Raw genomic sequence first — 26395 nt, 5'->3', positions numbered from 1 at the left:
GCGCCCTACTCCTCGGGCTCTTCGGGGGGCGCGGGCTTCGGCTCTGTCTCCTCGTCGAACGCCTTCGTGAGCGGAGAGAGAGCCTTGCGCATGATGAGCCGCATCACCTCGGTGTCGGGCGTCAGATTGGTGAACAACTCGATCTGACGGGCCGCCTGGCGCACGAACATGTCGACCCCGGTGATCGTGTCGCACCCGCGCGCCCGGGCCTCGCGGATCAGGAGCGTCGTTTCGGGCGTGTAGATCGTGTCGAACACGATCGTGCCCGGTTTCAGGATGCTGAAGTGGCACGGCGATTCGTCCACGTTCGGGTGCATCCCGACGGGGGTGCAGTTGATGAGCACATCGAACGAGACGCTGTGGCGCGCGTGCCAGTCCACCGCCTTGCACTTCACGTCTTCGGCGAGCCTTTGGGCGCGCTCGTATGTCCGGGCCGCGATGGTGATCTGGGCGCCCTCGCGGTGGAAAGCGTAGGCGATGGACCGGGCGGCCCCGCCCGCACCGAGGATGAGGATCGAGAGCTGGCTCAGTTGCGTGTTCGGCCCTGCTTTTGCGCGCTCCGCGAGGAACGCTTTGAGCGAATCGGCGGCGGCCGCGAAATCGGTGTTGGCCGCGGAGAATTTCCCGTCGTCGCGCCGCACGAGCGTGTTGGCCGACCCGGTGACCTGCACGTTCGGTTCGCTCTCGCGGGCGATGTTCGCTGCGGCCTCCTTGTGCGGGATGGTCACGCTGTACCCGTGCACCGGGATCTGTCCGTAGGACTCCAGGGCTTGCGGCAACTGCCCGCGTGGGACGCGGAACGGCAGGTACAGCGCGTTCACCCCGAGCTTCTTATACATGTGGTTGTGGAGCAGCGGGCTGAGGCTGTGCCCGACCGGGTCGCCGAGGACGCCGAAGACCTGCGTGTCCCCGTTCACGTTTTGGACCGGGTACGTGGTGCGGAACTCGTCGAAGCTCGGCAGCCCGGGTGCGATCCCGCGTTCCTTGTTGAACGCGGCATAGATCCACGGGGCGCCGAACTTGAGCGCGAGGAACCGCGTCGGCTGCCCGATGTCGCCCATGCAGAACGCGACCGTCGGCTTCGGCGCGGTGCGCTGGAGCTGGAGCACGCGGCCCACGTCCTCCGGCGACTGTGCCGCGACCGCGAGCTTGTACACGTCCGCGTCCTGCTTCAGCATGCTCGCGTAGATCTCGTCCAGGTTCGCGGGGGTCTCCGTGGTGTTGTGGTAGCTCACGATCCGCTTCACCGGGCCGAACCGCGGGACCGAGTCGGCGATGTCCGTTTCCAGGTCGACCCACTCGAACGCGCCGGAGACGATCGCCTGGCGCAGGATCATCATCCGCTCGGGCTCGGTACCCGGGAACCGGCCCCCGTCGGAGGGGCGGCGGAGCGTGGCGACCCAGGGGCACTGTTTGAGTGGTGCGAGGCGCTTGAAATCGACGGCTTTGGCGAGGAAATCGAGCCGCAACTCGACGAACTTCGCGCCGCGCTTCACCGCTTCCTGAAGTTCGGCCACCACCATCTTGTGGCGCGTGCGGCCGATCACCACCAGCACCCGGTCCGACGACATAACGTTCCCTCACTCGGGGAATTCAAACGGGGCCACTACGGAGTTCAAAGTCCCACCCACCACAATACACGCAACGCACCGGAGGGGTGAGGGCGAAGCGGCCGTAAAATGTGAAACCCAGGCCCGTTGGCCTGGGTTTTCGCACTCGTTCGGATTGCTCCGGTTCCGGCCGCGTTACACCTTGCTGGCTTCCTTGTACATGACGTGCCGGCGCACGACCGGGTCGAACTTGCGGAGCGAGATGCGCTCCTTGGTGTTGTTGCGGTTCTTCTGTGTGAAGTAGCAGTGGTCGCTGGCTTCGCTCTTCAGCTTGATGGTGCTGCGGGCTTCTTTCGACTTCGCCATTGTCGGCTCTTCATTAAGGGATATTTGTGCGCAACCCGACTGTGGTCGGGATAGACAGCCATAATAGCAGCTGAAGAGGGGATCGGGGAGGGGCGGGCGAGTGGAATGGGCACCGTCTCGAAGTTGCAATGCCAAGCCCCAAGAACGAATCACAAACGCGATTTCGTTCTCCCGGTGGTGAATTAATCCGGGGTAATAACGGTTTCGCCCCCGGCACGGGTTGAAAGTTGGGGCAGGATGTCGTCTGTGGTGTATCGCAAGAATCGCACGCTATTGTCCGCGAATGTGAAGTGCGCACCGCCCGCGTGTGGGGACCAAAAGTGAAAGGCATCGCATGGGTTATCGAACTTGCCCGCGGTGAACCTGTACGGCCCCTCTGGGCAAGTTGCAGTGTAGCGGTTATAGCACCGCGTTCTGGCCCCCAACAGAAATTCGGCGTCACCGTTTTGGCGTTGTCCCCAGCCCGCGTACCACCAACCGAGATCTAGGTTCGCACTCGGTGGGCGCTCACCAATCAGTAGGGTGTTGCTCGAACCATCAGTTACGTCGGCGAGTTTGTGCCGCGAGTCCACATAGAGCAGCCCGTCGGCGGTACCCGCGTTTTGTCCCTCGACGCCCAGGTACGACGTGTACGCGACACTGTTGCCCGCGACGTCTTGAGAGGACGGGGACGAAATGCGCCCGTCTCCCGGACAGGTGAACAGTGTGACCACCGTTGATTTCGCTGTGTGGAGCGGTGAGAGGAAATTCTTATCCTGGCGAAACGCTGTTTCCGTTTGCTGCCACAGCGCCGTTTGCTCGATGTAGGGAAGTACGCGCGCGAGCCAACTCAGGTAAGGTTCGGGGGCGCGTTCGTTGTCGCGCGTCATCCCGGGTGGGAAATGCCCCTTCGCGTCGTGGTAATTGTGAAGAGCTAAACCGAGTTGGCGCATGTGATCCGCGCATCGGACCCGCGCGGCGCTTGCTCTCGATCGCTGCACCCCCGCAAGGACGAGGCCGGAGAGCAGCGCAAGAATGCCGACAACAACCAGCAGTTCAATGAGACTAATACCTTTCGTTGTGGTTGGTGTGGTGCCATTACCTGTGCTCATTCGCATTCATAAATCTGGTGCATACCGATCGATGTACCCGCGCTCACAAAAGTGTTGGCTTCGGTCCAGCCGTTCGTGAGAACAGTAGGACAGGGTGTCGTGCATGTTTCGATGTTTGAGTACCAGACGGTAGATTTTATACCAGTTAGAGGATCGCAGATTGCTGTGCTGGAGTTGGGTAGACACTGGCAGTTAGCTGTAGCGCAGTAAAAACACGTGTCTCGTTCAAATCGCAGGCACCCGACGGCGTCGGGGTTTACGATGACGAAATACTTGTGGTTCTTACAGGTTTGAACACACCCCGTCGCGGCTGCGGGTTCGGCTAACGCCAACCCCCGTCCGACCAGTACCAGGGCGAGTGCCAGCCCCGCCGAGGCTACCATTTTAATTCGACCGTTGCGCATGCGAATCCTCCTTTGGTAATTACAGGCCCTGACAAAACTCCGGATTCGGGCCGTTTCCAAGGCACTTTCGAGGTTTTGTCAGGGCCGGTTAGGTGTTTGTGCTCGGGTTCGTAGAAGAGGTGCGGCCTATGCGGTGCCGCACGAGAACCCAAAAGGACACTGCTCCGATGACGCTGCCGCTCCCGATCAACCACCAGCGCCCGGGGGTACTCGGGGAGCGCGGGGCGAGGTCTCCCGTTTGTGAATTGACGAGATCTTCGTATGAGGCTTTACGCTCGTCACGTTGGATCTCGCGCGTTTGCCCCCCGTCGCGGATGATATAATCCTTCATTTCGTTGCCGATTTTCTCCTGGACCCGCGTTCCCACGGGGAGCACGGGCTTGAATTCCACTTCGGAAAGTTCGGCGTTCACCTCGCGCGCGTGGGTAGTCACCTCGATCTGTTTGAACAAGTTCCCGTTTCGGAAAAGGGCTGCAGTCCATCGTTGCGGCAACCAAATCGTAGTTGCGGCGGGCAGTGCCGACTGCGTCACGGTAAACTTCGTCACGAGTTTACCGTCTCGGTCGTGCGCTTCCATTCGCACAATCGCGTAGTCCCGGGACGGGTCGACCCACAATTTCCATTCCCCCCGGGTTTCGTTTCGGGGGCGGGTCAGCTCGATAAGGGACCGCTCCTGCTCGGAACCGACGCGCCGGGCTTGGGTGTAGGCGCTGAGACACAGTGACGAGGCGAGTTCCGGGTGCAGTCCACGAACGGCTCCGAAGAGCGGGGCCACGAGAACGTCATCCGTGTTTTGGTTCCGTTCCGCTTTCTCGATTAGGGCCTGTGGCCACCCCGGTTCCGGGTACTGGAATAGGGTCAGTGTTTGACCATCGAAAGAGCTTTCGTGCCGGCAGAAAACGAAGTCATCTTTGTCGAAATCCCAAATCGGCGCGTGGTTCACGATGCGGGTCTTCCCACCATCAAGAACGAGTTCCCCGGTGCCAGTTTTGATTGCGTCCGAGGGCGGGGACGGTTTTCGTTCCCCCTGTTCACCCGGGGCACGCGGTTTGGGAAAAGCGAATCCTGTAAGAACCCCTTTGGGGGTGGTCGTTTTACTGGAAAAGGTCACGCGCATCGTTTTCACCGCGGCTTGCCTTTTCTCCCAGGCCGCGGTGACCTGTTGGCGGAGTGCGTCTTCGGGTGATTGCGCGATCGCGCGGCCCGAGAACGTGATGAAACAGAGCGCTGCAAAAAAGACCGCACCGATCTGTGCGACATTCGCCGACATTGGTGGCCTCTCACGGGCTCGCGGGATTAACGCCGAAGTAGTGCGTGCGACATTTGATCGTGAACGACGCGCCGGTATCGGTTACCCCCTCAATGTGGACTTCCCCGGTTTGGTCCCCGGTGCGGTCGATTCGGCGCGAGACGAGGACCGGCAAACTGGTCGCCGGTTCGGGGGCGGCAACGGCCCCACCGGGAGCATCGATCTGACAGCGCGTGACTCGGAACGGCTTCCCATTCAAAGAAGACAGGGTCAGGGTTTTCTCAGAAACGGCCCCGACCGTAAGAACCCCAAAATCGACCGTGGTTGTGTCCGGTTGGACCTCGTGCAAGACCTCCCAGTTCACCGGAATGGGTGGGAGATCGATCGGTTCACCGGTTCTGGTGACCGGGATTATTTGGACCTCGCACTTGTACCGGCTCGGGGGACCGAGTGAGGGTAATCGGACCACGAGTTCGCTAGTCTTATCCCCGCGCCGGATCTCGGGAACCAAGCCGTACCCTTCTCCAACAAGTTTGGCCGCCCGAACCTCGATTCCCGGCGCGAGGTGCAATGGGACCGATCGTTCGAGTGATGGAGCGTTCCACAGGCGCCCGAAATCGATCTCGCGGGCACTCGGGAGAACAACGGGTTTGACTCGGCCGTCCAGTGCCCAATTAAACTGACGATGAGTGTTTTGAATAATAACGGACGCGGACAGCTTGATCGGGTGCGGGACGGCGGCGAACGGGTCGGCTCCCCTGCCCATGCACCTCTTGGTTAAATCTAAATATAGTTTAATTGTTTTTGACTCGCCGGCTCCGATGCGTACCGGGAACGAACCGGCCGTCACGCAGGAACAATCGCCCAGTAAAGACTGCACCGAGGCTTCAGAACCGGAGTCGTTGCGAACGGGTAGGTTCCATTCAAAGTGACTTGTCGCCCAAACTTCACCGAAATCAAGGCCTTGCGGCTCAATGGACAGTCCCAATTGTTCCGGCGGAGACGGGAGCGGCACACTTCGCGCGAGCCACCGCGCAGTGAGCGTTCCGGCGCCAGCGGCACAACAGGCTGCCACGGCCAACGCGAGCCACGGGTGCTTAAACCTCATGGCATTTCCTGCAAATGAATAATGATTAATTGGGTTATTTTAATCTTGAATGCAACTGAATTGCCAGGCCGAATAGGAATTCAAGATTTTTATTCACGAATTCAATACTTGGAGAACGAATCGCGGGAAGTATAACTGATGTAATATGTTGTGTTTTAATGAATTTTTGCCCCCATGTGGGAATGACAAGTAGTGAGAAGTGGCTCGACCGAACTGAATGCGCACCGGTGTGCCATCTTTTCGCGTTGAGTGCCAAAGCGGTGAGCACTTGGAGCCGTTGCCGCAACACAGCGCTCGGACCAATCTGTGGTCTTCCAGTTGTCCGTTAGTTCGGATTCGCGATCGGATGAACTCTCGCAAGGCGCGAATTACATCGGGCCGTTTTCACTTCTCGGCTGAATTCGGGATCCGTTCTTTCAGTTGTCTAGGCAAATTGGGCCATTCCTCGTGCGCACGCGAGCTAAGGTCTTCATTGGTTGCATTCTCGCGACAGGGTTCGCCCATGCCTCTTGTTTCCGCCCCCGACTGTGGTACGCACTCCGTGTACACCAAATCGGCCGGATACGCCCCGTTGCCCGGCTACGTCCTGCTCGAACCGTTGGGTCGAGGCGGGTTCGGGGAAGTATGGAAGTGCGAAGCGCCCGGGGGGCTTCACAAGGCGATCAAGTTCGTCACAGGGGACTCGGACGGCGCTAATAACGACAGCGCACAACTCCGACAGGAACTCGAAGCATTCCAACAAGTTAAAGCGATTCGCCATCCGTTCCTTCTCTCCCTGGAACGGGTCGAACTGGTCGGCGCCGAATTGGTCATGGTCATGGAGTTGGCCGACAAGCAGCTCGGTGACCGGTTCGAGGAGTGCCGAGGACAGGGGCTGCCCGGGATTCCGCGCCAAGAGTTGCTGGGCTACCTGCGAGAGGCGGCCGAAGCGCTCGACGTGATCGGCGCGAAGTACGGGCTCCAGCACCTCGACGTGAAGCCGGCGAACCTGTTCCTCACTGCCGGGCACGTGCAAGTCGGCGACTACGGACTCGTCAGCAAGCTCGATACGGGCAAGAGCCGCCAGGAAAACCGCGGGCTCACGCCGCGCTACGCGGCGCCGGAAGTTCTTTGCGGACAAGTGCATACGCGGTCCGATCAGTACAGTCTTGCGCTCGTGTACTACGAACTTCTTACTGGTACGTTCCCATTTAACGGGCGCAGCGTGCAGCAAATGATGCTGCAACACATGACTGCCGCCCCTGATTTGAACGGGCTTGCTCCACCGGACCGTGCTGCGGTTGCGACCGCGCTGGCGAAGAAGCCCGACGACCGGTTCGCGTCGTGTGCGGACTTCATTAACGCCCTTTGTGGGGGAACGTCGCGCTCGGTCGCGGCGCTTGCGGCCAGTTTGCTCACGCCATCGCCACGTGGGTCGGGATCTATCACGGCCCCGCCCTCCAGTGCGCCGACGCGCGGAGTCAGCGCCGCGAACGAACCGACGCTGCGTAACGTGCCACATTTTGTGACTCCGGCCGCGACCCCCGCCCCGCAACCGGTTCCACCCAAGCGGGTTACGTACACACAACCTGCGCCCGCGGCTGCGACGGTCGAACGGGCAGCCACGCGGACGCCGCAACCGAAACCGGCCGGGGTGTGTCTCGAACAAATCCTCTCTGTGGTCCCGATCGCCTGGTTACAGGGGAAATTCGCCCAGGCGCCCGGGCGCCCGCCGACGCATTTGGTGAACGCGGTGCTTCGCGCGGCAGAGACCGAAGCGGGCATCAATTCGGCGATGGGCGCGGTAAACCGCGACCGTGACGGCACTTGGGGGTGCCGGTTCCTCAGTTCCATCGATCCGCGTGTGGCCCAAGTTAAGCTCGATCTCCTCTGGGAGGAGGGCGGGGTGACGATGGACTCGCGCACCGAGGGGCGCGTCGAGTTCCGCAAACTCGCCCCGGTCCCTGCACCCACCGGTTGGTTCAGCAGCAAACCCAAAGCTCCCGATTCGGGGCTGCAGGTGATCGTGGAACTCCCGGACCCCGGCGCTGGTACCGGGGAAGTCGTGGTGACCGGGACGTTCTTCGGTAACCCGCCGTCCGAGTTCGCGAAGTCGGGCGAGAAGACGATCGTGAAGCTGATCGAGGGCATTCGGCGCACGCTCAACGACACCCAGGATCGCCGCAAACACCCGCGTGTTCCCGCCACGTTTCCGCTCACGCTGTACCCGCTCCAGTCGGACGGACAGGTGGAACCACCGATGAAGGGGTTCTGCCGCGACGTGTCCGCGGGTGGAATGGCACTGTTCTGTGCTACGGAGCCGACCACGAAGTACATGTTCGTGGAATTCGAGGGCGTGCCGGGAACCACGGGGCTCGCGGTGCTACTCCAGACCATCGCCTCGGAGTGGCAGCACGACGAGGTGCTGGTCACCGGTAAGTACCGACTCGAATTCGGCCCGACCGACGGATAACAATTGCTAACATCTTCGCCCCGGCGCGTGGAAATCACTCGTTTTCGCCTACGAAACGTCAGTTTTCACGAGCGCGCGGCTAACATTCGATCGAAATTCGAGGCCCGCACTACCGGAATCGGCGGTCTGTAACCGGATCAGATCGCCTATACGGATGTGTATTTTATCCCGGGACGTGTCCAGAAACAAAAGCGCCCCGGACGAGCTTTCGCCGGCTCGCCGGGGCTTGGCCCTACAAGCTTGCGCTCGCGGGTGTGCCGTCTCAGGGAGTGTTCACAGTATCCGGTCGCCGGCCTTTAGTATTGTTAACCAACCGCCTTACCGTTAGGCGACCCCCGCGTGGGATTGGGCGAAGCGCGGGGGAATGGAATCGAACCACTATGTGTTGGTTGGGGCCGTTCGTTCGATTGAACACCTCGGCACGGTACTGAATCTGGCGTGACAACCTGAACCTGTGGGGCAGCTGTTCCGCCTCTACCGTTGGGCTACCCCTTCCGCGTTTGGGAGTGAAGGGGGTGGGAGTCGAACCCACACTGTGTGCTGTCCCGATGAGCCGAAACCTGAATCTCAGCCTGCACGCCTGTGCGAAGAACATGATGGCGCGAACGGCGAAGAGGTTCAACCCTTCCTCAACTTTTTAGTCCATTCCGCGGATGTCGCTCGCTTTGAAGTCCACGCCGATCACCGCGGTCACGGGCACTTCCTTCCCTTTGTAGTCGATCAGTCCGCGGCGCACCTGGATGCGCCACTGGAGCGCTTCGCGCGTAGATTCCGCGGCTTTGACGAGCTCCGGGTTCGCCTCGGTGAACACGATGTATTCCTGGCTGTGACGCGGTTCGAGAATCTTCGCGTCGTTGCCCTGCTGGACCTCGAATTTCTTTTTGAAGCGACTCGGGAGTGGCCATTCGATCTCCCCGCCCGCAAACACTTTGTGGCCGATGACGAGCCGGGTGATCGGCTGGTCATCCTTGGTGGCGCGCCGAAGGAACGCGGGGTCCATTGGGTAAATGGGCAAGTCGCTCGACAGGTTCTTGATGGCGATGGTCATCACCAGCGCGGTGCCGGCACGAAGCGTTTGTTTGTCTTTTTCGTCCGTGCCCTCCAGGATCATCTGGAGCGGACGCTTTTGGACCCGGATCGGCTCCACTTCCAACTGGCCGATGGTGATTTTGCCGCCCAACTGTGCGCGCTGAGCCGTGGGCAGCTCACCGTCTACCGGGAAGTCTAACTTGGTCACCTTCTTTCGGCTCACCGGATCGAATTCGCCGAACGTGTCCGGGATCGTCGAGAGCGGGTGGCCGGTTTCGGGCACCCCACGGGACTTGAAGAACAGCCCGTAGACCGCGAGCACCGTGACAACGAGCGCGTACCCCGCCAGAAGGACCAGAACGGTGGTCTTCGCGCGACTGCTGGCCGCAACTGGTGCAGGTCGCGACCGTTCGGCGCGGGCCGGTTTTTCCTTGTCTTCGGTTGGGGTTTCGTCGAGTAGTTGCTTTTTGCTCGGCGCCGGTTCCGGTGAGGGGGCATCGGGAGCGGAAAGAAGCTCGGACGCCTTGGGCGCCTTCACGAATGGGAGTGGAAGGGGATCCGGCTCGAAGCCGGTAAACGGGTTCGCCTCGTCCGGTCGGGGAGGAAGATCCGGTGGGTTCGGAGGCGTGTCTTCGCGCTCCGGGTCCGGGTTCAGACTGGTCAGTGGGCTGGGCGGTTCGGGTTTCTGTTCCGGCACCGGTGGGGCCGAGAACGCGCTCGCGTGGTGACCGGGCGCCGGTCCCGTTACCAATGTCTGCGGAACCGGATCCGGGAGCGAATCGCTCGACTCCGGAAACAGATTCAGCCCGACCGACTCGTTGACACCGGGCGTGGGGGCCGGTTCGGATTCCGGTTCCGACGATTGTTGGGACGGCGAGAACAGGATCGGGCGCGTGGGGGTGTTGGCCGGTGAGATGAAAACTTCGTCGTCGGACTCGTCCGATTCGCTCAGGATGCTGTCCGCGCCTTCCTTCTGCGGAATGTTGAACGGGCGGATTTCGGGCTCGGGTGGCGGGGAGGCGGAGGGCGTCCCGGCCGCGGCCGGCGCGATCACGACCCGTTTGCAGTGCGGGCACCGGACCTGCCGGCCGAGCAACTCCGTGTGCACACCCATGCGGCGGGAACAGAACGGACAGGGGAACGTGACGGGTGGTGAGGCCATTGTCGTGATTCGGGTAGTAGTTGCGCCCATCCGCCCAGTGAGCCGGGCGGGACAGGCGAATGGTACACGCGAACCGGTTTATAGGCAAACCCACCCGCGCCGCGGGCGGAGTGTGAGTGGAAATGGACAGGTACGGGCAGCTCCGCCCGCTTGTCACATTTGTGATTCGCCCGGAAGTCCCTTGGCGAACGGCCGGTGAGATGTGAAAACCAGAAGCACTTTTTGACAGGATTAACAGGATCAACCGGATGAAGACCACACGGGAATTATCTTTGAATCCTGTTAATCCTGTCAAAACTCTTCTGCCTTGGAGGTCCGCACGGGCTGTTCGCTTGAAATCGTGCGGTTGCGCCGGTACCAGAGCTCAACGTTCGGTGTCGCGGGCAGGCGCGTTAATAATAGCCCTTCTCGAAATAGATGCTCGCGCCCCCGAGGGCACTACCCCCGCGGGCGAAGTGCTCGTCGAGTTTGTCCACCGGGACGCCCTTCACCCGCTTCAGGTCCGGGGCGTGCGTTTTGACGAACGTGTTGCCGCCCGCTTTCGCGGCTGTTTGAAGTGCCTCGCGCACCACCGGAATGTTACTCCCGCCGCCGGTGAGAATGAGTTCCTGCGTGAACGCGGGTTCGAGCGGTTCGCAGAACGCGGTCGCTTCGTCCACGATCCGTTGGGTGAAGGTGCGGAGACACGCTTGTACCGCCTCGCTGTCGGCCGGCCCGCCCACGACTTTTCCCAAACCCGGGGCGCGGTAGCCCTTGCCCTCGCTGTAAACGCTCTGCTGCACCTTCGCCCAGTCGGTCCACGTCGGTTTCACGGGCCATTCGCTCACTTTCAGTGTCAGGCGCATCTCCTCGTCGAGATCGCTCACACCGAACGGGACCGATTTCTCCAGTAACTCGAACCCGGAATCCGGCGTGAGAACCGGCTCGCCCGTCGGTTTGAACGTGAGCGCCGTGAAGTCCGTGGTGAAGGCCCCGACGTCGATCACCAGGGCGCGGTAGCTCGGGTAGTGGGCCGCGTCCTTCAGCACCGTGATGAGCGGCCCCTTGCTGAACATGTCGCTGAAGTTCAGGCGCCCGTTGCGCCCGAGCACGTTCGCGCCTTTGGTGAGCACGCCGATCGCGTTGGAGTACGGCTCGGCGACGGCGGGTTGGTCCGGGTGCAGCGGCCACCCGGCCTTGTCGAGCGCGTCCAGGACCAGTTTGCGCCCCGGGTGCGGGTCGTCGCCGCCCCGGGCGAACGCGGGCACCGCGACGCGCACCGGGATGTCCTCGAACTTCAGCCCGGTCGTGGGGAGCTTCGCACACGCCTCCATCGTCCGCTGTCGGAGCCAGTGGAAGAAGTGGGCCGCGAGCGCGGTCGCGATCGTTTGCTGTTGCGATTCGGCCGAGACGATGCGACCGCCCGGCCCCGCGATGAGGGCTTTCGCGCTGCCCACCATCTGCTGGAGGTAGCCGATCTGCCCGTGCGGGACGCCGTACCGCGTGGCCAGCGCGAGCAAATCGTCGGATTGGAGAAGTGCTTCGAGCGGGGACTGCGTGGGGCGCGCGGCCGCCGGTGCGAGGAACACGGACCGTTTCCAGTTGCGGTGAACGTCGATCCCGCCGCCGCTCTGCTGGTCGGCGGCCTCGTCACCGAACGCGAGTTTCGCTTTCGTCCCGCGCCGGTCCACCGCGATGGTGCTGGGTACGCAGAAATCGATGTTCGGCCACGAGAGCAACTCGCTGTCGGCGGTGGGATCGCGCCGGAGGGCGACCTTGGTGTACGCGCTTCCGAAGTCGATACAGAACACCCGATCGGCCATCAGCGCGCCCTCATTTTTCGACCACCGCCTTGAGCACCACGAACTCGCCCGCGTCCTCGTCGAGCACCCAGCCCGGGCGCGCGACCTTGACCTGATCGCCGCTGAACACGCCCGCGACGCTCTCGTGAACGCGCCCGCTGTACGCGACCCGCTGTCCGACTTCGCCGACGAGTTTGAACCCGCTGATGTTCCACATCGCGGATTCGAGGAACTCGCGCGCGTCCGGCTTGTTCAGCTCCCACGTCGCGCGCCACGACGACGCCAGTTGCGCCGCCACATCGCGCCGGAAATCCTTGTCTTCACTATTGTTCGGTACGGCCGGCGCGACTTCCAGCGTCGGGGCTGGTGGCCGCTCCGCGGTCGGTTCCGGTGGCTTTTGGCCCTCGATTTCGAGCAGCCGGAGCAGCTCCGCGACGCGCGCCTGTTGGCGCTCGGCGATGAGCTTTTGTGCGCGCTTCAGCGCTTGCAGGCTGGCCTCTTCTGCCGCGCGCCGTTTGGCGGCTTCCTCTTCGCGGGCCTGGCGCGCCGCCTTTTCCGCGGCAATCGCTTCTTCGAGCAGCGGAGTCAGTTCCGCGGCAGCGAGCGGAGTTCGACCAATCACACCCTGAAGAAAGTCCGCGCGTTCGCCGACCGGAAGTCCGTTCGCGACACTTTTGGCGACCGGGGTGACTTGCTCCTCGGAGAGCGCAGCCGCAACTTCCTCGAAGCCGGCTCCCGTGAGTGTCGCGCCGTCCTTGTGCTGCTTCAGTAGCGGCCGACTCGCGTCCCGACACCGCTCGATGGCCGCGGCGCTGTTCGCTTCTTTCGTGTTGAACAGCGCCGCGGAGGTGGCGCCGGTCCACTTCGCTTTGGGATTCGTTGCGGCCAATTTCAGCGCGTGCTGAACGAGCGCGTCAACTGATTGTGGTTGTTGGGGGGCTTTGGCGGTTCGGGGCGCTCGGGGTTTCTTGGCCTTCGCTTCTTCTTCCACGTCCTTGTCCTCGATTAACGGAAGTGTAACGGATTGAATCTGCGCGTGAAAGCGCTTTCCGATTTAACTCGGAAGGTTGCGATCTGATAGGACCGGTACACGAGGCTGTTGAGTTCTGGTAGTTGCCTGCTGCCATTTCCACCCGCTCGTTAACACGCGCGGTTCGCCAAGAAGCCTCCGGGCGAACCGCGCGTGTTAACGAGCGGGTGGTGCTTGCCGGACCGGTTCGCTCGAAGTCGTGAGTGTAGACGGGGCGGCGGGCTAGAGAACGCCCTTCGTGGAGGGCACGCCGCTCGCACGCGGGTCGGGTTCGACCGCGGCCCGCAGCGCGCGGGCGCACGCCTTGAAGATCGCTTCGACGATGTGGTGCGTGTTCCGCCCGTGGTGCAGCACGACGTGTAAGTTGAACAGCCCCGTCGAACTCGCCGCGCGCCAGAACTCTTCGGCCAGTTGCGACGAGAACGTGCCGAGTGTTTCGAGCGGCACGTCCGCGCGCCACACGAGATACGGCCGGCCGCTCAAGTCGACCGCGGCCGTCGCCAGCGTGTCGTCCATCGGCAGCGTGCAGTCCCCGAAGCGCCGGATGCCGGCCTTGTCGCCGAGCGCCTGGACGAGCGCCTTGCCGAAGCAAATCCCGACGTCCTCGACGGTGTGGTGGGCGTCGATGTGCGTATCGCCCTTGCACGTCACGGTGAGGTCGAACAGTCCGTGCTTCGCGATGTGCGTGAGCATGTGGTCGAAGAACCCGACGCCGGTCGCGAGCTTCGAGGCGCCGGTGCCGTCGAGGTTCAGCGTCAGGTCGATTTCCGTTTCGGCCGTTTTACGTTCGATGCGTGCGGTGCGGGGCATCTTCCAAGGTCTCAAGGCGTAAAGTCAGAAAGTCCTATGTCGAAGAGTCAGAGTATGGCTTTCAGCTCGTGGAGCAGCTTGTCGATTTCCGCATCCGTGCCAACGGAGATACGCAACCCGTCGTATGGGCCTTCGGGCGCGCTGAGCGGACCGGCCGGATAGCTCATGTACCGCACCAGGATCTTTCGGCGCTTCAGTTCTTCGTAAATCGGCTTCACGGGTCGGTCGGGCCGCCGGCACCACACGAAGTTCGAGTGACTCGGCGTTACGTCGAAGCCTTGTGCGGTGAGTTCCTGCGTCATCCGCGTGCGGGTGGCGATGATCTTCGCCCGCACTTCGCGGAAGTAGTCCTGGTCTTCGATCGCGGCGGTCGCGGCGGCGAGGCTCAACACGTCGCAGTTGTACGAGTCCTTCACTTTCACCAGCTCACGAACCAGTTCCGGCGCCGCGATCGCGAACCCGAACCGGATGCCTGCGAGCGAGTAGGACTTGCTCAGGGTCCGCGTGATGATGAGGTTCGGCGTGCTCGCGAGAAGTTCCAGGCCGGTCCACGTTGTGAAGTCGGCATACGCTTCATCGAGAACCAGCGGCGCGGGCGCCAGAGCCTGTGCGAGTTGCACGATCGACTTGGGATCAACGACTGTGCCCGAGGGGGAGTTCGGGTTCGGGAGGAACGTCAAGTTCGCGCCACGCGGCCAGGATTCGGCGATGGCCCAGGAGTCGGTGAACCGGTGTGCCTCGAACCGCGCGCCCTGAATTTCTGCGAGCGAGCGGTACAGGATGTAGCTCGGCGTCGCGGAGGCCATCAGCCCGCCTTCGGGGACGAAGGCGCGCGTGAGAATGGTGAGGATGTCGTCCGAGCCGTTCCCGATGAGGATGCTATCGGGGCTGACGTTCAGGACGCGGCCCGCGGCCTTGCGGAACGTGTCGCCGAGCGGCTGCGGGTATTTGCGGAGGCTGTTCGACGTCAGTGCCGCATGAATCGCCTCGAACACCCGCGGGCTCGGCGGGTACGGGTTCTCGTTCGTGTTGAGTTTGATGATGTCCGGGTCGTTGAGTTGCTCGCCCGGAACGTACCCGGCCATTGCGCGAATATTGGAGCGGACAGTCATAGCAAACGGCCGGCGTGAGCCGGCTGGTGAGGCCCGCACGAGGCGGGGAATTGGTTCGTTAAGTGGGCTGGTTGGCCGACCGGTTACTTGGTCGGCGTCACGCGCGTTGAGGATAACGAACGTGACGCACCGGCCGGCTTACACCGGCCGTTCGCCTGTTACTTCTTCGCGGGAGCCGCCGCCGGCACCTTCTCCGGTTTTGGCTTCGGGCGAGCCGCGGGGCCGTTGTCGTTGGCACGTAGTTCGACGCTGGCCGCGTGTGCGGTCAAGCCTTCCTTGTTCGCCAGGAAGATGACGTCGCTGGCGATGTCCTTCAACCCGTTGCGCGTGAACCGCAAGATGCTCGTGCGCTTCCGGAAATCGTTGGTGTTCAGCCCGCTGGCGAACCGGGCGGTGCCGCCCGTCGGGAGCACGTGCGACGGCCCGGCGGCGTAATCGCCCACCGCGACCGGGGTGAACGGCCCCAGGAACACGGCGCCGGCGCTTTCGATATCGTCGAGGATCGCGTCCGGGTCGCGTGTCTGAATGTGCAGGTGCTCGGGAGCAATCGCGTTCACGCAGTCGACGGCCGCGGCCTTGTTCGGGGCGAGAACGATCGCGCCGAATCGCTCCAAACTGTCTTTGGCGAGGTCCGCACGCGACAGCTTCGCGAGCCGCTTCGCGAGTGCGTCCTGGATCTCGTTCATGAGCGGTTCGTACCACGTCACCAGAACCGCAACTCCCGGTGAGTGCTCGGCTTGCGCGAGGAGGTCGAGCGCGACGTAGTCCGGGTGGGCGGAGTCGTCCGCGAGAACCACGATTTCGCTCGGTCCCGCGATGCAGTCGATCGCGACCTGGCCGAACACGTGCTTCTTGGCGAGCGCGACGTACTGATTCCCCGGGCCGACGATCATATCGACCGGCTTCAACCCTTCGACGCCGTAGGCCATTGCCGCGATCGCCTGGGCACCACCGAGCCGGTACACTTCGGTGATCCCGAGTTCGTGGCACGTCGCGAGCATCTCGCGGTTGTACGCGCCGGTTGCGTTCGGGGGCATGCACACGATGATCTGCTCGCACCCCGCGACCTGCGCCGGGCACACGGTCATGAGCAGTGTGGACGGGTACGCCGCGGCCCCACCCGGGCAGTACACCCCAACGCGGTTGAGCGCCCGGTACCGGACCTGGAGTTCGTGCTTGCCCGAAACGGGCATGACGGCGTCGCGCTGGAGCAGCCCCGACTGGAACTGCATCACGTTGTAGCGTATTTGCCGGATGACTTCGAGGAAGTCGTCGCCGACGTTCGCGTGGGCCTCGGCGAGTTCCGCGGGTTTGACGCGGAGCTGGTCGGGCTTCAGCTTCACGCCGTCGAAGAGTTCGGTGTAGTTAAGGGCCGCGGCGAGTCCTTTTTCGCGCACGTCGTTACAGATTCGCTCGACCGCACGTGCCGGCGGGAGCGCCTCACCGAAAACGGCCTGTGTTTTCTTCTTGCTGGCGGCCGAGACGACCTCGGTATCGGTGCGGAACTGGTCGCGAAGTTTGGCGATCTGAGCCGCGGCATTATTGGCTGTGAGATCGATCCGCCGCAGCTTAAGAGCGGGCATCTGGTGAACCTCACGGGGTGGCGCGGGAGGGACGCTCCCCGTCTGAGCGGAACTTCACAACACTACTAACCCGCACGAACGACGCGGCGGGCAAATCTTTCCTTCGTTATACGGCTATTGGGCTTATGTTACAAGGAACGCCCCCGGTTCGCCCCGGGAGAGTGGCTGTAAATTGTGCCGAGAATGCGGCTTGTGATGAATTTCCGAATCTACTCAGGCGTGAACTGAATCAATCGAAAATTAAAATGACAGCCGTAGTATTTTCATGGACGCCGACGATTTTTCGTGAGACAATGCTCCGACATTAAGGTTCCGGACGGGTGGGGGTAGGTACCCGTGAACCGGTTCCTCAACCCGACCGTAGCACCAGAAGAGTGACACCATTGGGGACATGACCGCGCCGGAGTGGGCGCGAGCAGAAAAACACCAGTCGTCCTCAATTCACGGCGTGCGTCAATCCGCACAGTTTTCCAGGGTGGGCCGGGAAAAACGCTGAAAGCGCAACGAAACGCTTGCGTTTCGTCCCGATCGCGAGTCTACTGATGCTCGCCTATCCGGATCGCCCGTTCGACAACACGGACCGTCGCTCGCATCTCAGCCGCGGAGGCGGCAAATGACCGTGGCACCCGATTTCTTCGATACCGAACCGCGCAACTGGCGTGCTCGTTTAGCCGTCAGTGTCGAGGTGATGCGCGAACTCAGCCGGTCTACCGACCCGCAGGAGATGTACGCGGTCTTCACGCGGCGGATCTCGCAATTGTTCCCTCTGAGTCGGCATCTCACCATCGCGCGCCGAGGGTTGCACGACCCCGAGTATCGCGTTGTGCGATACAGCATGTGGAAAGAGTCAGTCAATCCGTGGAAGGAATCACACCGGCTCCCGGTTCACCACGGCGGGATTCTCGCGCAACTGCTTTACGGCGATCAACCTCGCGTCATCGACAACCTGAACATTGATCCCGACGACCCCGCGGCAGAATACCTCGTGGGTCAGCGTTCCCTGCTCGCGATCCCGCACTTCGAGCACGGGGTCGCGTCGAGTATGGTCGTCATCACCCGAGACGACACCGCGACGTTCCCGCGCGAGCGCGTCGCCGACCTTGTGCTACTCAGCAACTTGTTCGCCCGGGCGACTCAAACGGTCGTGCTGTCGCAAGCGGTGAAGGAAGCGTTCGACGGCCTCGATTATGAACTTCGCTCGATCGCGGAGATTCAAAAGTCGCTGCTCCCGGCCGAGAAGCCGAAGGTGCCGAACCTGGACGTCGCGGTCCACTATCAGACCGCGAAGCGCGCGGGCGGGGATTACTACGACTTCTTCCCGCTCCCGAACGACCGGCTCGGCGTGCTGATCGCGGACGCGAGCGGGCACGGGGCGCCGGCCGCGGTACTGATGGCCGTGGCCCACAGCATCGCGCACACGCGCCCCGAACCGCCACAAAGTCCGGGCGAGTTCCTCACGTACATGAACGCCCACCTGACTCGGCGCTACACCCGGCCGACGGGGAGCTTCATGACCGCGTTCTACGCGGTGTTCGACCCGACGAACGGTACGCTCAGTTATGCCAGTGCCGGCCACAACCCGCCCCGACTGCTCCGTTGTGCCGACGGGTTCAAGCTCGCGCTGAACCGCGCGCAGAAGCTCCCGCTCGGGATCAAACCGGACGAAGTGTACTTGGAGCAAACGCTCCCGCTCTTGCCGGGCGACCAGGTGGTGCTGTTCACCGACGGGGTGATCGAAGCCGTGAACACCGAGGGCGACGTGTTCGGCTCCGCCCGCATCGACGAAGAACTGGAAACGTGCCTCCCGAGTGCCGGCGCGCTCCTCCGAGCGATCCTCGCATCACACTCCCTCTTCACTGCGGGCACGACCCCTGCCGACGACCGAACGCTCGTCGTCGTGAAGCGCACGTGATACCTCAATGCCTCCACCATTCGGGTGGAGGCGCCAATCCCACTGTTGAATGGTGAACCCCGCCCGCAAGGGCGGTGGGTGTAGCTTGCACTCACTCGTTGTCACTCGCGGTTCGCCAACAACGCCGGGCGAGCCCCGCCCGCAAGGGCGGTGGATGTCATGCGCTGGCCTTGTGTATGACCCGCCGCCCTTGCGGGCGGGGTTCGCCAGTAGTCCCCGTCGCCAATACGTGTTGGTGAGCGACAGCAGCTACTTGGCCACGAGAGTGCGGTTCGCTTACAATCCGCGTGTCGGGCCTGCCTCACACCTTTCCCGCGCGGAGTTCCCCCGATCATGAAGAAATTCACGCTCCTACTCGCCGTCGCGACCCTCGTCGCGTTCGGCCCGGTCGCACGTGCTACGGCCGAAGACACGAAAAAAGCAACGGGCAACAAGCGCCTGCTGCTCGTCACGCACTGCGGTGGGTTCCCGCACAGTTCGGTCTACACTGCCGAGGAAGTATTGAAGGCGATCGGCCCGAAGAACGGGTTCGACGTGACCTGCTACCGGTTCACCGAAGACCCGGACCAGATCGTGAAGGACAAGGGCGTCGAGCGCACCGCGCTGGAAGCGTACAGCGACAAGTTCCGCGGCGCGACCAAGCAGCCAGTGGGCAAGGAACACTGCGGGCGCATTAACAAGGAAACGTTGAAGAACTTCGACGTGGTGCTGTTCTTCACCACCGGGAACCCGGTCAACAAACAGGAACTCGCGGATCTGCGCGAGTGGGTCAAGGCGGGCGGCGCGCTGGCAGGTACGCACTGCGCCACCGACACACTGTACGGCGAGTCGGTCTACGGCGACCTGATCGGCGCGTACTTCCAGGGGCACCCGCCGGGGCTGCAGAAGATCAAGGTGAAGGTCGAGGACGCGAAGCACCCGGCCGCGGCCGGCTTCAAGGACGGGATGGACTACCAGGACGAGATGTACATCTTCAAGCCCGCCCCGTACTCGCGCGAGAAACTGCACATCATCTTCAGCATCGAGGCGGACTCGTTCAACCCGGGTAAGAACCTCGTCCGCGCGGACAACGATTACGCGATCTCGTGGTGCCGCGAGGAGGGGAAGGGCAAGGTGTTCTACACGTCGTTCGGGCACGACCCGAAGGTGTGGAAGGACGAGAAGTTCCAGCACCACCTGTTCGGCGGGCTGAAGTGGGCGGCCGGCGAACTGAAGGGCGACGCCACGCCCAGCAAGAAGTGAACGATTCAGTGTCCCGGTTCTTTAAGCCCAGGGGACTCGCGTTGCGATCGCCCCTGGGCTTTGACGTGTAACCCCCTTTCGGGGTAGAAAGACAGAAATTCAGAGCCGGCCCGATGCCGGTCCCCACATCCCGGACGGAACCGTTGAACTTCCTCGCACACTTGCACCTCGCGGACGGTGACCCCGGTGACATGGCCGGGGGCGTCGCGGCCGACTTCGTTCGGAACCCCGACCTCCCGAGTCTCACGCCCGATGTGCTCCGCGGTGTTATGCTGCACCGGCTCATCGACGGGTTCACGGACCGGCACCCGCTCACGCTCCGCAGTATCAGCCGGGTGTCGCGCGAGTTCGGGTGGTTCGGCGGCATCCTGATCGACATCTACTACGACCACATTCTCGCGCGCGAGTGGACCCGTTATAGCACGGAAACACTCCCGTCCTTCGCCGCGCGGAGTTACCGCGTGCTGGAAGATCATTTGGTGGGCCTGCCCGGGGACGCGAGCGACTTTATGCGCCGGTTCGTGGACGAGGACCGGCTCAACCGGTACGCCACTCTCGACGGCATTGAGGACACACTCGCCCGGGTCTCGAAGGTGATCGCGAAGCGCATTCCGAATCGCGCGATGTGGCTTCCGGATGCGATGCCGCTCCTCATCTCACGCGACGCCGACCTCGCGACCGATTTCCACGGCTTCTACCCGGAACTCATGGCGTTCGCGACCGAGCACAAGATCAACCGACCGAAGTGACTACGCATCGGTGAACGGCCGGTGTAAGCCGGCTGGTGTGTGTAGCGTGGTCTGCGAACGGGTTCTCTGCAACACCACCGAGGTAGAGATTCGCGGTTTGCTCAGCCGGATCGCCACTACAATGCGGTCGGCAGCAGTAACTTGAAATTGAAAAGTGCTCGGAGCGGAAGAAGGTTCGGCGTAGTGCGCTTGGTCCGTTTTCGTGTCCGGTAATTAATCGGACGGGCGCTCGGTTTCGATTCCTCACCTATTTTCAAATCGCCTACTGCGGTGATCGGATAACAACTCCATGCCCCGACCCAATGACCGCGCTCCTTCTGCACTCCGCGAACTGACGTTTCTGCGCGGGTTCACCCGACCCGCGCCCGGTTCGGTCCTCGTGAAGATGGGCCGCACGACCGTTCTCTGCACCTGCTGTGTCGAGCCGAAGGTGCCGGACTTCCTGGTCGGGAAGGGCAAGGGCTGGCTCACCGCGGAGTACGGGATGCTCCCCGGATCCACGAACACGCGAAAGCCGCGCGACAAAGCGGGCAAGGTCGACGGGCGCAGCGTGGAGATTCAACGGCTCATCGGTCGCAGCCTGCGTGCGGTCGTGAACCTCGACAAACTCGGCGAACGCACGCTGTGGATCGACTGCGACGTGCTCGAAGCCGATGGCGGTACTCGTACCGCGAGCATCACGGGGGCGTTCGTTGCGGCGGTCGATGCGGTGAACTCGATCAAGGCGCTGCTAACCGTTCCGGTGTCCGAAGTGTTGACGGATAGCGTCGCGGCCGTGAGCGTCGGGCTTGTGGACGGCGAGGAACGGCTCGACCTCGAATACGTCGAGGACCGTGACGCCGATGTGGACATGAACCTCGTGATGACCGGTAGCGGGAAGATCATCGAGGTGCAGGGGAGTGGCGAGGAGGCCACCTTCTCGCGCAAGCAGTTGGATGCGCTCGTGGATCTGGGCGAAGCGGGCATCCGCACCATTACAGCCGAACAGAAGAAGGTGCTCGGCACCGCGTGGCCGTTTTGATTCAACAGGAAGAGCCGCGGATAACGCAGATTACGCGGATCAGACAGAAGGCAGAGATCAGACGATAGCAGGTAGGTGTTTAAGCTGTTCCCGGTGTCTGATCTGCGTAATCTGCGTTATCCGCGGTTCTGCCTTCTGACCTCTGTCTTCTGCCCTCTGCCTCTCGTGGTCAATCGGCTCTCACCGGCCCACCGCGTACATCAACTGCCCCTCTACCACCACGGCGTATTCCGGTTCCGGGATCGCGCTGGTGGGGGTGAGTCGAACCGCCCGCACGTCGTGGAGGCGCTTCACACCGTCGTGAAATGCGGGGAGCGTCAGTTCCGGGCAGCGAACGCAAACCGCGTGGAACAGCTCCGGCAACGGACAGTCGCCGGTTGCGCCGGACTGAGTGCGTCGATCGAGGTACTCCAGTGCGTCGACGGCCCACGGCACAACGCGACCCACCGATTCTGTCACCACCGGCCCGCTGGTTTCCGCCCGCCGCAGGGCCGCTTCACAGCGCTTCGCGAGGTCGTCGAGGCGCCCGAGCATTTCGGCCGCGCGCTTCTCGAAGTTCGCGGAGAGAGCAGCGAGTTCCGCCTTCGCTTCCTCCATGAACGCGGGCACGCCGGTGCGTGTCGCCTGGAGCACGTCCTTCAGCTCGCGCAGAATGGATCGCGGTGAATCGTGTTCGTGGACGTACCCGACCGCTTTTGGCGTCGCGCACACCCACTCGGTAATCAGCTTGCCTTTCGCTTCCGTCCGAACCGTTTCGAGTAACCCTTCGCGCAGTGCCTGAAGTGCGGCTTCGGCTGCTAGTCCGGTGCGCGCGGGGAACAGTCCGGGGAGCTTGCCCGACTGGAACAATCGGTGTTCGCCGGCGCTGTGGAGCGCGACCTTCAGCGCTTCGACGAGGAACTCGGTGCGCCGCGGATCGTTCAGCGCGACGAAGCCGGCCGGTGCGTGGGGATCGGGGATCGGGGAGGGGCCATCCATGCCGTGACCCGTGGTTTCGGGACCGAACCGGCCGTAATCTAACCGTGTCCGTGCCGATAAGAAAAGGCCAAGCACAGTCGCCGGCACGCTTTGTGACCGTGACGCTTGCGGCCGGTTGAGTGTCTCGGCGAGTTTGGGAGTTTCCGTGATGAGTGTTACCGTCCGCCCGCGAATTCTCAGCGGTGTGCAGCCGTCGGGCAAGTTGCACCTCGGCAACTACTTCGGCGCGATCAAACAGCACATCGAGCGGCAGGATTCGGGCGAGTGTCTGTACTTCATCGCGGACTATCACTCCCTCACGTCGCTACGCGGAGCCGAAGAAAAAGAAGCCGGACTCGCGGCCAAGAACAAATCGATCGTGGCCCGACCCGCACGGCAAATTCTCGCGGACAACGTGCGCGACGTGGCCCTCGACTACCTCGCACTCGGACTCGACCCCGCAAAAGCCAGTTTCTTCCGCCAATCGGATGTGCCGGAAGTGTGTGAACTTGCGTGGATTTTCTCCACGGTTAGCGGAATGGGACTCCTCGAACGTGCCCACTCGTACAAGGATAAAGTCGCACGCGGCCTCACTGCGAGTGTCGGGTTATTCACGTATCCCATATTGATGGCCGCGGACATCCTCATCTACCGCTCTCACCTCGTCCCGGTGGGCAAGGACCAGGAACAACACCTCGAAATGACACGCGACATCGCTGGGTCGTTCAATCACGCATTCGGCGAAGTCTTCCCGCTCCCCGATGGCGTTTACAGCGAAACGGCTGTTGTCCCTGGGACCGACGGACAAAAAATGGCCAAGAGCTATGGGAACACGATCGAAATCTTCGCCGAGGGGAAGGCGCTCAAGAACGCGGTGATGAGTGTTGTCACCGATTCGACGCCGGTCGAAGAGCCGAAGAACCCGGAGAAGTGCAACGCATTCGCACTCTACAAGCTTTTCTCAACCGCGGCCGAACAAGCGGAAATGGCCGATCTGTACCGCAACCCGATGAAGGGTGCGGAACTACGCGGCGGGCGGCCGTTCGGTTACGGCGACGCCAAGACGCAGCTTCTCGCGAAGATCGACGCCTATTTCGCTGCGGCGCGTGAGCGCCGAAAGCAACTCGCTCGCGACCCTGGGTTCGTGGAGGAAGTGCTCGTTGCTGGGGCGAAGCGGGCACGGGCGCTCGCTCAAATCACGTTGCAAACTGTTCGCAAGGCCGTGGGGATTCACCCCAACCCGGTGTAGTGTTACGGCAGTTGCCAGAGCCGAATCGTCGCGTCCGCGCTACCGGTGAGGACGCGCTTGCCCTCGGGGGAAATCGCGAGGGCGTTTACAGAGCCGTCGTGCTTGAACTGGGCGATTTCTTTTCCGGTCTCCGTTAGCCACACGCGAACGGTGCCGTCCTCGCCCGCGCTGACCACACGAGCGCCGTCCGGAGTAAATTTCAACACGTTTATCTTGCCCTTGTGCCCCCTACCGACCGCTATCGGTTCTTTCGTGCCCGTCCGCCAGAAGTAGACCGCCCCGTCAGCACATCCCGCAGCGAGGTACTTACCGTTCGGAGCTACTGCGACGTCCTGAATGCTCGCAGTGGCCCCAGTAAACTCCGGCGCCATCGGCTTGCCTGTGTCTTGGTCGTAGAGCGCGAGCGCCGTGCCGTTTGCGACCAGCAGGCGGTGTCCGCTCGGATCGAAGCAAGCGGTGTCACCGGGGAAGAGCTTCGGTTCGCCGACTGCAATCGTGCGCGCGTCGGTGAATGTAACTGGGCACAGTTGAACCGTTCCAACTGCTTTGTCGCCGGGTTGCGTGACAAAGGACAGCAACAGGCGTGTGCCGTCCGCGGACGCGGTGAGCAGACTGGTGCGGTGCTTCTGGGTGCTCGCGCCAGCGACCACCGACCCGTCGTTGGTCGGTGTTTCACCGCTAGAAAGCGGTACGGCCCACCATCGGTACGCATCGCTTTTGAGAGCCGGGTCCGGAAACTGGCATCCCACGACCGCGCCGGCTTTGGGAAACAGTGCGACGCGACCGCTGCCGACCGTGTCCCAGCGCGAGAAGATTTCGTTCGTTTCGGTGGCGTACAGTGCCCCGCTGATTGTCAGTTCGTGAGCCTGCGGGCGCCGGAAGACGCCCGTTGGTCGTTCCATCGAAACGAACTTCTTGCCGTCGGGGAGAAACACGAGATCCGAGACCGGCCCCAGTGCCTCCCAGCGCTTCACCTCCCTCCCGTTCGTGATCGTGGCCGCTACCACTTCGGGCACAATCGGTCCCAGCGCAATGGCCCGATGCGCACTTTCTGAAGTTACGTTGAACTCGCGCCGCTCGATGATTTCTCCGCCAATTCTCAGCGTGAGTCCGTATGTTCCCGGCGCGAGTTCGAGTGGGCGTTTGAGATCATCGCTGGTGCGTGCCTTCTCACTCTCACTGGTCGGGAGCGATGCGCCGCTGAGATAGATGACCGCTCCGGGTTCGCGCGCGGAGGGCCAGTCGTCGAGCTTCACCGTTATTTGAACGGGGCGAACGTCGGGCGACTCGGATGGGGTCGGTCTACTGATGAAAACTAATGCGATTATTACTGCAACCAACACGCCGGCACCTGCAACGAGTCCGACGGTTCTGCGGCGCGGGGATCGAGCCTTGGGTTCGCGCCGACTCGGTTCCGGATGTGGGGCTGAGTGCGCGGTGAGATCGGCCGCGTTGTTGAGCGTGGAATGGGGCGGTACCGCGATCGCGCGCGCCGAGTTCGTTGCGATACGGGCATTTCTCGGGTCACAGAACGGGGCGAGGGCTTCGGCAACTTCGAGCGGCGATTGGTAGCGCTCGTTCGGGCTCTTCGCCATCATTTTCTGGACCACGGCGGCTAATCCGGGGGCCAGACCGGGACACACGGTATCGAGTGGGGGCGGGGCTTCGCTCGCGTGCGCGACCAGCTTCGCGAGCGCGCTATCGGCGGGGAAGGGCACCCGGCCCGTAAGGAACTGATAGAGCGTGCATCCGAGCGAGTACAGGTCCGAGCGGATGTCGGCTGCGGACGCGGAACTCGCTTGTTCCGGTGCAATGTAATCCGGTGTGCCCATCACCGCTCCGGCTGCCGTCAACCTGCCGGCGCCGGAATCGCCCAAGTACGCGAGGCCGAAATCCGCGATCTTCACCGTTCGTTCCGCCGCGCTGAACAATAGGTTCGATGGCTTGATGTCGCGGTGTATCAGCCCGTGTTCGTGAGCGTGCTGGAGTCCCAGCGCGGTTTGGTGCGCGTAGTGACACGCCTCGCCCGCAGGGAACGAACCTCGACGTGCCAGTTCGTGCCCCAGATCGGAACCCGCGATCAACTCGGTCACCAGAAAGTGCCGATCGTTGAACACCCCCGTGTCGTAGGCGCGGACGATGTTCGGGTGCGCGAGTCGGGCGGTGGCTCTCACTTCTTGCTCGAAGCGGCGAACGGCGGATTCGCTCCCGAACCGGTCGTCGCGTATCAGCTTCACCGCGACCACGCGGTCCATTGCCGTGTCGCGGGCCTTGAGCACTTGGCCCATTCCGCCTTCGCCGAGTTCATCAAGGATCGTGTACCGCCCGATGGTGAGTTCGTCGGCGTGGCCGGACAGGATCATTCGAGCTTGGTACTCGGTCAGGATCTCGCGCCGAATCAGCTCGCCGGGAAGTTCATCCGTTGCGGGTTGGGCGAGCGCTTCGGCCGCGGCCGCTGCTTGGTCGTTGGGGAGGGGCAGATTGCGAACAACGGTCGCGAACTGATCGGCGGACAGTTTCACACCAATCTCCCGAGAG

At 62.6% G+C, this 26395-nt stretch carries 19 protein-coding genes; 6 read left to right on the top strand and 13 right to left on the bottom strand.

Annotated elements, in window-relative coordinates; all coding sequences use genetic code 11:
- Positions 1-5 precede the first annotated feature (5 nt).
- The 5 genes from aroE to VT84_RS21355 form a co-directional block, all read right to left on the bottom strand.
- Entirely contained in the window at positions 6-1571 is a 1566-nt protein-coding gene (aroE, locus tag VT84_RS21375) for a shikimate dehydrogenase (RefSeq protein WP_082840936.1), read from the bottom strand.
- 174 nt (positions 1572-1745) lie between these two features.
- Positions 1746-1916, bottom strand: coding sequence for a 50S ribosomal protein L33 (gene rpmG / locus VT84_RS21370; RefSeq protein ID WP_052560921.1), 171 nt, complete (start codon positions 1914-1916; stop codon positions 1746-1748).
- 182 nt (positions 1917-2098) lie between these two features.
- Positions 2099-3007 (bottom strand): DUF1559 domain-containing protein, encoded by a 909-nt coding sequence (locus VT84_RS21365; RefSeq protein ID WP_255359574.1) that lies wholly within the window; start codon positions 3005-3007, stop codon positions 2099-2101.
- A 492-nt stretch (positions 3008-3499) separates the two neighbouring features.
- Positions 3500-4681 carry a hypothetical protein gene (locus VT84_RS21360; protein WP_052560919.1) on the bottom strand — a complete coding sequence of 394 codons (1182 nt, stop codon included), beginning with the start codon at positions 4679-4681 and terminating at the stop codon, positions 3500-3502.
- 10 nt (positions 4682-4691) lie between these two features.
- Positions 4692-5426 (bottom strand): hypothetical protein, encoded by a 735-nt coding sequence (locus VT84_RS21355; RefSeq protein WP_052560918.1) that lies wholly within the window; start codon positions 5424-5426, stop codon positions 4692-4694.
- An 844-nt stretch (positions 5427-6270) separates the two neighbouring features.
- Between VT84_RS21355 and VT84_RS21350 the strand changes: the two genes are divergently transcribed.
- Positions 6271-8220, top strand: a complete 1950-nt coding sequence (locus VT84_RS21350) for a protein kinase domain-containing protein (protein WP_162271797.1) — start codon at positions 6271-6273, stop codon at positions 8218-8220.
- A gap of 637 nt (positions 8221-8857) precedes the next feature.
- On the opposite strand, the gene VT84_RS21345 is transcribed toward VT84_RS21350, so the two are convergent.
- The 6 genes from VT84_RS21345 to hisD form a co-directional block, all read right to left on the bottom strand.
- Positions 8858-10411 carry a hypothetical protein gene (locus VT84_RS21345; protein ID WP_082840933.1) on the bottom strand — a complete coding sequence of 518 codons (1554 nt, stop codon included), beginning with the start codon at positions 10409-10411 and terminating at the stop codon, positions 8858-8860.
- Positions 10412-10803: 392 nt separating this feature from the next.
- Complete coding sequence (locus tag VT84_RS21340) at positions 10804-12213, bottom strand: hypothetical protein (RefSeq protein WP_082840932.1); 1410 nt, start codon at positions 12211-12213, stop codon at positions 10804-10806.
- 10 nt (positions 12214-12223) lie between these two features.
- Positions 12224-13183 carry a hypothetical protein gene (locus VT84_RS21335; protein WP_082840931.1) on the bottom strand — a complete coding sequence of 320 codons (960 nt, stop codon included), beginning with the start codon at positions 13181-13183 and terminating at the stop codon, positions 12224-12226.
- Positions 13184-13444: 261 nt separating this feature from the next.
- Positions 13445-14032: an imidazoleglycerol-phosphate dehydratase HisB gene (gene hisB / locus VT84_RS21330; protein WP_052560911.1), complete on the bottom strand. Its 588-nt coding sequence runs from the start codon at positions 14030-14032 to the stop codon at positions 13445-13447.
- Between the two features lie 47 nt (positions 14033-14079).
- Positions 14080-15144, bottom strand: a complete 1065-nt coding sequence (hisC, locus tag VT84_RS21325) for a histidinol-phosphate transaminase (RefSeq protein ID WP_082840930.1) — start codon at positions 15142-15144, stop codon at positions 14080-14082.
- Positions 15145-15302: 158 nt separating this feature from the next.
- Complete coding sequence (hisD, locus tag VT84_RS21320; protein WP_082840929.1) at positions 15303-16727, bottom strand: histidinol dehydrogenase; 1425 nt, start codon at positions 16725-16727, stop codon at positions 15303-15305.
- Positions 16728-17340: 613 nt separating this feature from the next.
- Here hisD and VT84_RS21315 point away from each other — a divergent pair.
- The 4 genes from VT84_RS21315 to rph all read left to right on the top strand — a co-directional run bounded on the left by VT84_RS21315 (position 17341) and on the right by rph (position 21651).
- Complete coding sequence (locus VT84_RS21315) at positions 17341-18639, top strand: PP2C family protein-serine/threonine phosphatase (RefSeq protein ID WP_052560908.1); 1299 nt, start codon at positions 17341-17343, stop codon at positions 18637-18639.
- 333 nt (positions 18640-18972) lie between these two features.
- Positions 18973-19881, top strand: coding sequence for a ThuA domain-containing protein (locus VT84_RS21310; RefSeq protein WP_082840928.1), 909 nt, complete (start codon positions 18973-18975; stop codon positions 19879-19881).
- A gap of 113 nt (positions 19882-19994) precedes the next feature.
- Entirely contained in the window at positions 19995-20630 is a 636-nt protein-coding gene (locus VT84_RS21305) for an ACP phosphodiesterase (RefSeq protein ID WP_082840927.1), read from the top strand.
- 289 nt (positions 20631-20919) lie between these two features.
- Complete coding sequence (rph, locus tag VT84_RS21300; RefSeq protein WP_052560905.1) at positions 20920-21651, top strand: ribonuclease PH; 732 nt, start codon at positions 20920-20922, stop codon at positions 21649-21651.
- Between the two features lie 180 nt (positions 21652-21831).
- On the opposite strand, the gene VT84_RS21295 is transcribed toward rph, so the two are convergent.
- The gene (locus tag VT84_RS21295) at positions 21832-22629 is read right to left on the bottom strand and encodes a hypothetical protein (RefSeq protein WP_082840926.1); all 798 of its coding nucleotides are present in this window, start codon (positions 22627-22629) and stop codon (positions 21832-21834) included.
- Between the two features lie 148 nt (positions 22630-22777).
- Here VT84_RS21295 and trpS point away from each other — a divergent pair, with 148 nt between their 5' ends.
- Complete coding sequence (gene trpS, locus VT84_RS21290; protein ID WP_082840925.1) at positions 22778-23857, top strand: tryptophan--tRNA ligase; 1080 nt, start codon at positions 22778-22780, stop codon at positions 23855-23857.
- A 2-nt stretch (positions 23858-23859) separates the two neighbouring features.
- On the opposite strand, the gene VT84_RS21285 is transcribed toward trpS, so the two are convergent.
- Entirely contained in the window at positions 23860-26379 is a 2520-nt protein-coding gene (locus tag VT84_RS21285; protein WP_052560902.1) for a WD40 repeat domain-containing serine/threonine protein kinase, read from the bottom strand.
- Positions 26380-26395: the final 16 nt, after the last annotated feature.

The sequence above is a fragment of the Gemmata sp. SH-PL17 genome (assembly GCF_001610855.1).
GTDB lineage: Bacteria > Planctomycetota > Planctomycetia > Gemmatales > Gemmataceae > Gemmata > Gemmata massiliana.
The sequence above is the reverse complement of the archived record's forward strand: the minus strand, read 5'-3'. Positions and strand labels throughout refer to the sequence as shown.